This window comes from Streptomyces bohaiensis, from assembly GCF_012033785.1.
GTDB lineage: Bacteria > Actinomycetota > Actinomycetes > Streptomycetales > Streptomycetaceae > Streptomyces > Streptomyces bohaiensis.
Window position 1 is genome coordinate 1 of sequence record NZ_JAAVJC010000315.1, and the last position, 5139, is coordinate 5139.

Consider the following 5139-nt stretch of genomic DNA (forward strand, 5'->3'; position numbering starts at 1 on the left):
GCGGACGCCGGGGCGGACGGGACGGGCGGAGGCGGCCGGGAGGCCGGCGGAGGCGGGGCGGCGGGCGCGGTCAGCCGCGCTGCTCGGCCGCCGCCTGGAGCGCCTCCACCGCGCCGACGGCGAGGCTCAGCGCGATGTGGCCGCGCATGAGTTCCTCCACGCCGTCCGCGTCGCCCGCCACCACGAGATCGGCGAGACGGGCGTGCTCGTCGTGGTCGCGCAGTCGGGGGGCGTCCCCCTCGGGGAGGTGGAGGCCGAACCGCCGGTACCGGTCGGTCTTGTCCCAGAGGTCGTCCAGCAGCCGGATCATCACCGGGTTGTGCGAGGCCCGGTAGAGCGCGCGGTGGAAGGCGCGGTGCGCCGCCAGCGCCTCTTCGCCGGTGGCGCGGTTGACCGGCAGCAGCGCGTGCTGCGCCAGGCGCAGGGCGTCGATGTCCGCCGGGGTCCGCCGCTCGGCGGCGAGCCGCGCCGCGGCGGGATCGAGCGAGAGCCGCACCTCCAGCAGGTCGCGGGCCTCCTCCGCGCTCATGGCGGCGACCCGGGCGTCCCGGTGGGCGTCGAGGTCGACCAGCCCCTCGCTGCTCAGGCGGCGGGCCGCCTCGCGGATCGGGGTGATGCTCATGCCGAGCTCCTCGGCCAGGTCGTACTGGGCGAGCCGGGACCCCGCCGGCAGCGCGCCGCTGAGGATGCGGCCCCGCAGTTCGGCGTAGGCCAGGTCGGCCTTGCTGGCGAAGACACCCCGTATGGACACCTCGGCCCGCCCCCTTTCCGCACCCCGGTCGCCCCGCGCGGGGAGCGACCGCGTCCCCGCCCGGCGCGGTCGGCCGGGGTCTTGACGGGACGCTCGTGGGGCGTGAACCTAGCACGCGGACAATCTTATAAGTTACAACCTGACGGTGCACCGGGAAGGAACCGCATGAGGATCACCGCCGTGCACGAGGGCGTCGTGCCCATCAGCTCCGCGATACGCAACGCCTGGATCGACTTCACGACCATGGACTGCTCCGTGGTCGCCGTCGTCAGCGACGTCGTCCGCGACGGCCGACCGCTGGTCGGCTACGGCTTCAACTCCAACGGTCGCTACAGCGCGGGCGAGATCCTGCGCCGCCGCGTCCTGCCGCGGCTGCTCGACGCCGAGCCCGGCGCCCTGCTGGACGAGGCCGGCCGGCTGGACCCGGGCCGGGCCTGGCAGGTGATGATGCGCAACGAGAAGCCCGGCGGCCACGGCGAGCGGTCGGTCGCCGTCGGCGTCGTCGACATGGCCCTGTTCGACCTCGCGGCCAAGATCGAGGACGTCCCGCTCCACCGCTACCTCGCCGACCGCCACGGGGACGGCACCCACGACGACACCGTCTTCGTCTACGCCGCCGGCGGCTACTACGCCCCCGGCCGGACCCACGCCGACCTGCGCGACGAGATGCGCGGCTTCCTCGACCAGGGGTACGAGGTGGTCAAGATGAAGATCGGCGGCGCCGACCTCGCCGAGGACCTCCGCCGCATCGAGACGGTGCTGGAGGTGGTCGGCGGCGACGGCTCCCGGCTCGCCGTCGACGTCAACGGCCGCTTCGACCTCGCCACCGCGCTGGAGTACGGCCGCGCCATCGAGCCCTACGGGCTGTTCTGGTACGAGGAGGTCGGCGACCCGCTCGACTACCGCCTCAACGCCGTCCTCGCCGAGCACTACCCCGGTCCGATCGCCACCGGCGAGAACCTCTTCTCCCTCCAGGACGCCCGCAACCTCGTGCGCCACGGCGGGATGCGCCCCGACCGGGACGTCATCCAGGTGGACCCCGCCCTCTCCTACGGGCTCACCGAGTACCTGCGGGTGCTGGAGATGCTGCGCGACCACGGCTGGTCGACCCGCCGCTGCGTCCCGCACGGCGGCCACCAGTTCTCGCTCCACATCGCGGCGGCGCTGAAGCTCGGCGGCAACGAGTCCTACCCCGGCGAGTTCCGCCCCACCGGGGGCTTCGCCGACGGCGCCCGGGTCGAGGGCGGCCGGATCGGCCTGACCGACGCCCCCGGCATCGGGCTGGAGCTCAAGGCGGAGTTCTACCGGGTGCTGCGGGCGCTCCACAGCTGAGAGCGTCGCCGAGACGCGCCCGGAGCGGGACCGGCGGGTCACCCGGACGCCGACCGGGTGAGAGATGGGCCGATCCGGGCGCGCGTGCCACCACCCGTCGCCGGTCTCCGGTTCCGTGGCACGGATGGCGCGGTACCGTCCCCACCCGGGCACCGGCACGGCCGGTCCCGCGCCGGGCACGGCGTCGCGAAGCGCAGAGAGAGGGTCGTCATGGCGGAGGAGCGGGCACAGGACACCACCGGGGGCAGCGGGGCGGGGCCCGAGGGCGGGGCGCCGGACCCCGCCGCCGACGTCTACGACGTCGTGGTGATCGGCGCCGGACCGGTCGGCGAGGTGCTGGCCGGCCGCGTCTCCGACGCGGGGCTGAGCGCGGTGATCGTGGAGAACGAACTGGTGGGCGGCGAGTGCTCCTACTGGGCGTGCATGCCCAGCAAGGCGCTGCTGCGGCCGGTCGCCGCACTGGCCGACGCGCGCGCCGTGGCCGGCGCCCGGCAGGCGACGGACGGAGAGTTCGACACCTCGGCCGTCCTGGCGCGGCGGGACGACTTCACCCACGACTGGGACGACTCCTCGCAGGTGGAGTGGCTCGACTCCGTAGGGGTCCCCCTCGTGCGCGGCGTCGGCCGCCTCGCCGGGGAACTGCGGGTCGCCGTGGAGACCTCCGACGGCAGCAGCCGCGTCCTGACCGCCCGGCACGCGGTGGCCGTCTGCACCGGGAGCCGCGCACTGGTGCCCGACCTCCCCGGCGTCGCCGAGGCCCGTCCGTGGACCAGCCGCAACGCCACCAGCGCCTCCGAGGCCCCCGCCCGGCTCGCCGTGGTCGGCGGAGGCGTGGTGGGGGTGGAGATGGCCACCGCCTGGCAGGCGCTCGGCTCCCGGGTCACCCTGCTGGCGCGCGGCGACGCCCTGCTGCCCCGCATGGAGCCGTTCGCCGGGGAGCTGGTGGCCGGGTCGCTGCGCGACGCCGGCGCCGACGTCCGCATCGGCGCCTCGGTGGCCGCGCTGCGCCGGCCCGACCCCGCCGGGCCGGTCACCGTGGTGCTGGAGGACGGCGGCGAGGTCGAGGTCGACGAGGTGCTGTTCGCCACCGGGCGCGGACCGCGCACCGAGGACCTGGGCCTGGTGACGGTCGGGCTGGGGCCCGGCGACTGGCTGCGCGTGGACGACAGCTGTCGCGTGGACGACGTCGCCGGCGGGTGGCTCTACGCGGTCGGCGACGTCAACGGCCGCGCCCTCCTCACCCACCAGGGCAAGTACCAGGCACGTGTCGCCGGGGACGCCATGGTCGCCCGGTACCGGGGGCGCTCGGCGGCCGGCGGCCGCTGGGGGGCGCATGCCGCCACCGCCGACGACGAGGCCGTCTCGCAGGTCGTCTTCAGCCACCCGGAGGTCGCCTCGGTGGGGCTGACGGCGGCGGACGCCGCGTCGCGCGGCATCCGGACCCGGGTCGCCGACGCGGAGCTCGGCGACGTGGCCGGCGCCGCGCTGTACGCCGACGGGTACCGGGGCCGTGCCCGGCTGGTGGCCGACGCCGAGCGGGGCGTCCTCGTCGGCGCCACCTTCGCCGGCCCGGCGGTCGCCGAGATGCTGCACGCGGCCACCGTCGCCGTGGTGTCCGAGGTACCGGTGGAGCGACTCGCCCACGCGGTCCCCGCCTACCCGACCATCAGCGAGGTCTGGCTCGGGCTGCTGGCCCAGCTCCAGGGCTGAGCGCGCCGGTCGGCGGCGGGCCTGTCGGGCGGGCTCCGCCCGCAGTTCCCGGCCGGTACGGCCCCGCCGCCCTCGGCGACGTCCGCACGTTCGCCCCGGGGCGTGAGGCCCCGCCGGGCACCGCCCATGCCCGCCGCACGGCACCCACCGCCGGCCGTCCGGTGGGGCGGGCGTCCGGTGCGGCCGGCCGCGTCCCGGCCGAATGTCACCCGTTCGCCGCGCCGGGGGACCGCATGCGGGGACTCCCCCGGCCTACAGTCGCGGGGAGAAGCGCTGACCAGGAAGGCAGGACGGATGGCCGATGCTGAGGGGCGCCGCGGCGCCGGGACCGCAACAGTGGTGACGGGCGCGACCGGCCGACTCGGCGGACGGGTCGCCGCCCGGCTGGCCGAGGCGGGCCTCGCACAGACGCTCCTGGTGCGCGACCCGGCGCGGGCGCCCCGGCTCGCGGGGGCGGCGGTGGCCGCCGCGGGGTACGGGGACCGGCGCGAGCTGGTCCGGGCGCTGACCGGGGCGGACCGGGTCCTGATGGTCTCCGCGTCGGAGTCGGAGGACCGCCTCGACCAGCACCGGTCGTTCGTGGACGCCGCCGCCGAGGCCGGCGCGGGCCACATCGTGTACACCTCGTTCCTCGGTGCCGCCCCTGACGCCACCTTCACGCTGGCGCGCGACCACTGGGTGACGGAGCGGTACATCCGCGACAGCGGCCTGTCGTACACCTTCCTGCGGGACGGGCTCTACGCCGACTTCCTGCCCGGCCTGGTCGGCGAGGACGGCGTGATCCGGGGTCCGGCCGGCGAGGGCGCCGCCTCCGTCGTCGCCCAGGACGACATCGCCGACGCCGCGGTGGCCGCGCTGCTCGATGCCCCGGCGCACGACGGCGCGGTCTACGACCTGACCGGCCCGCGGGCGCTCACGCTGGCGGAGATCGCCGCGGAGCTGACGGAGGCGACGGGACGGCCGGTGACCTACCACCCCGAGACCGTGGCGGAGGCGTACCGGTCCCGGGAGGCCTCCGGAGCGCCCCGCTGGCAGCTCGACGCCTGGGTGTCGACCTACACCGCCATGGCGGCGGGTGAGCTGGCAGCCGTGAGCGACGCCGTTCCCCGGCTGACCGGCCACCCGGCGACGCCGCTGGCACAGGTGCTGCGGCGCACCGCGGGCTGAACTCCGCCGCTCCTGGGCGGTCCGGCGCGGACCACCCCGCGGCCGCGGCGTCGAGCCGGATCGGCCTCCTCCGAGGGGTCCGCCACGGCCGGTGCCCTCGGTCCGCGCCGGCGGGACCCCGGATCACGCCGTCCTCGCCGACCAGGCCGGGCAGGAAGTCGGCGTAGAGCCCGTCCCGC

4 protein-coding genes are annotated in these 5139 nt (G+C 76.5%); 3 read left to right on the forward strand and 1 reads right to left on the reverse strand.

Features of this window, described 5'->3' with window-relative positions:
* Positions 1–70: 70 nt before the first annotated feature.
* Positions 71–751, reverse strand: coding sequence for a GntR family transcriptional regulator (locus HCN52_RS21660; protein WP_168090127.1), 681 nt, complete (start codon positions 749–751; stop codon positions 71–73).
* Positions 752–916: 165 nt separating this feature from the next.
* On the opposite strand from HCN52_RS21660, the gene HCN52_RS21665 reads away from it, so the two are divergent.
* From HCN52_RS21665 to HCN52_RS21675, 3 genes are all read left to right on the forward strand, one after another.
* Positions 917–2083 (forward strand): enolase C-terminal domain-like protein, encoded by a 1167-nt coding sequence (locus HCN52_RS21665; protein ID WP_168090128.1) that lies wholly within the window; start codon positions 917–919, stop codon positions 2081–2083.
* 210 nt (positions 2084–2293) lie between these two features.
* Positions 2294–3793: a dihydrolipoyl dehydrogenase family protein gene (locus HCN52_RS21670; protein ID WP_168090129.1), complete on the forward strand. Its 1500-nt coding sequence runs from the start codon at positions 2294–2296 to the stop codon at positions 3791–3793.
* A gap of 294 nt (positions 3794–4087) precedes the next feature.
* Positions 4088–4960, forward strand: coding sequence for an SDR family oxidoreductase (locus tag HCN52_RS21675; protein ID WP_168090130.1), 873 nt, complete (start codon positions 4088–4090; stop codon positions 4958–4960).
* Positions 4961–5139 lie beyond the last annotated feature (179 nt).